Source organism: Campylobacter concisus (assembly GCF_002912425.1).
In the GTDB taxonomy this organism is placed as follows: domain Bacteria; phylum Campylobacterota; class Campylobacteria; order Campylobacterales; family Campylobacteraceae; genus Campylobacter_A; species Campylobacter_A concisus_AH.
Map to the genome: position 1 here is coordinate 1 of NZ_POYR01000046.1, position 2,598 is coordinate 2,598.

The 2,598-nt window shown below is 31.2% G+C and carries 2 protein-coding genes; both read right to left on the reverse strand.

All coding sequences use genetic code 11. From position 1 onward, the window contains the following. Window positions 1-160: 160 nt before the first annotated feature. Complete coding sequence (locus CYP84_RS02745) at window positions 161-943, reverse strand: hypothetical protein (protein ID WP_103636601.1); 783 nt, start codon at window positions 941-943, stop codon at window positions 161-163. A 9-nt stretch (window positions 944-952) separates the two neighbouring features. After that, a partial coding sequence (locus CYP84_RS10695) for a glycoside hydrolase family 19 protein (RefSeq protein WP_219809654.1) occupies window positions 953-2,598 on the reverse strand: 1,646 nt, incomplete at its 5' end.

The window sequence follows — 2,598 nt, forward strand, 5'->3', positions numbered from 1 at the left end:
TCTTCTTTTTAAGAGCTTATTTATCCTTGAAGCGTTAGATGTAGAAGAGGATGTTAAATTTACGCAGTAGATATTTTCGGTCTCAAATTTCTTTGATGTCTCAGAGCTCAAAAGAGAATTTAGCTTATCGGCAAATGGCTTAATATGAAGAGTAGGCACGCTACTCCTCTTTTCTATTCTCTGGTAAAACTAAATGACCATTTTTGTCTATTAGGGAGTACTGCACGAGCAAGATATATAGCATGTCATCTATCTGTGGGTAGTCGTCATCATAGTGGTAAATTTTGTATTTTTGCAAAAATTCGTTATTTATTTCAGATCTTTTTACATCTCTTGGTGTGCTACCATTTTCTATCGGCACATATTTTAGAGTATCTTCAAATACCTCTTTAAATTTCTCATAGTCTTCGCCATAAATTCTTTTAAATAGCTCTTTATCATCCCCATAAAGCATTAAAGCTAGCTTTGCAGTGTACTCTCTATAGAAATTCTTTACGCAATAGATACTTTCAGACACAAAAAATGCTGACTTAGCAACAAAGCTATAGTCATACTCTTTTTTTGAGTATATAATGCACTCTTTTTTACTATCTTTTATCCTCTCTCTTGCTATCTTTTGAGCTTTTTCTTTTAAATTTGGAGCTTCTTTTACGATTAGATTATAAAGATCAGCAAAGTAGTTATCTCTAAAAGAGTTATAGTCTGACTGGCATATAAAGTCTTCTAAAGAGTATTTTTTAAATTTATACTTTCCTTTGGCATCATAGCAGGTAAAACTTGGTTTGCTCTTTGTGCCGTAGTCTCTCCAAGGGCTTGAATCATAATCATTTAGTTGGTAAAAATCATTACTAAATTTATTGATAGCATTTTCAGGGCTTAAAGGCTCGTAAGCATATAAATTTAAACTAGAAATTAAGGCTAGCAATATAATTTTAAATTTCATACTATTTCCTTACTGAAAAATCTTAAACACATTTGCTGTTTTTATGCGTTTATAAGCTTCTTTTCTCTGCTCAAGACTAAGTTTTTGCGGATTTATAACAGCAGTTATGCGTTCTACTATATCGCTATTGTCCGAATCCGCTTTACTTTCATCAGCTATTTCATAAAGACGATATTTTTTAGGCTTTGGTCTTTCTATAGTCCAAAAATATGCAGCAGAGACTAGAGCATATTTTCCATCTGAAATTAATAAATCTGGTGAATTTACAAAATTTACTTCTTCATCTAGCCAATAATTATTATGCGCATATTTGTTGAAATCTTTATAGTTAAATTTTCCAGTAAGTTGCTTAATTCCTCTACCTCTAAAATTAAATCCATCATCGCCACCATCATTACCCAAATAACCCTTTCCACGATCAGAGTACATAGCGTTACCAACAAATTTTGCCCATTTTGAAGGATCTGTCTTGTCGTAATATTGTGGATATAGTTTTTTGGCTTCTTCTAATCTGGCTTTACCTCTATGGCTAATTATATTATTCTCTGTAAATTTCCCTAGCTCTTCTTCTAAAGTAAAATCGCCTTTTGTTGTCTTTGCCTCTACAAAGCATTGCCCAAAAAAATGCTCTAATCTATTTCTGGTATCAAGCTTATATTTTACATACATTTGAATTCCATCTTCGTCATCTCTTCTATTTAGCTCATCCACCATCTCTTGCAAGATATATTCTTGATTTGTTTTTATATTGGTAAATACTTGCTTTAGCATACTTAGCGTAAAAGGATAGTCTTTGATCTCTATTAAAACATTTGCCTCTCTATCCCCATCCACCCACATACCTTTATCTACTCTTGTTATACTCTTTGACTCGTTAAAAGAGTTTATAAAGCTATTCATATTATCTTTGCTTAGTAGGTTGATACCATACTTGGTATCTTGGTTTATCTTTGTTTGACCTGCTTGGTTTGTATTGCTTTGGTTTTGATAGTTTGTGGAATTTGCTTCATCTATGTAAATTTGATATCTCTTATTTGTACTATCTTCACTCTTTAGCTCTTTAGTAAGTTTATCATCTTCATAGATATTTATATCCTGTGCTGACATATCTTTATTTATATATAAGTAGCCACTTTTATTTACTAAGGCATCATCATGATTTAGACTAGCTTTAAAGCTCTTCTCTTTTATAGCATGCTCAAACTCATATATGATGAGCTTATCATCTTTAAATTTAATATATAGAGGTATCTTTATATCTATCCTTATATGGTTTTTACCATATACGCTTTGGTATTTAAATTTATCACTCTCTCCTTCAAGATATGCAAAAAATACTATAGTATGACCACCTTGCTTTAGCTTGTCTAAATGATCTTTCTTTATAACATCTGAAATTTTAAATCTTATCTCTTTACCCTTTTGATCTTTTAGCTCTACCACATCTTTAGGATTTGATTTAGATACTTCGTTATACTCTATACTCTTTATCACCATATATCCCCAAAGTACCTCTTTATATCTCTTACTACCTTTTTCTTGTTTATATATAGCCTTTAAACTTATCTCTTCATTTGTCTTAAATGGATACTCACTATCAGATACTACATTTACTATATGATCTGTTATATCTCTTAAAGATACCTTGTTTGTAT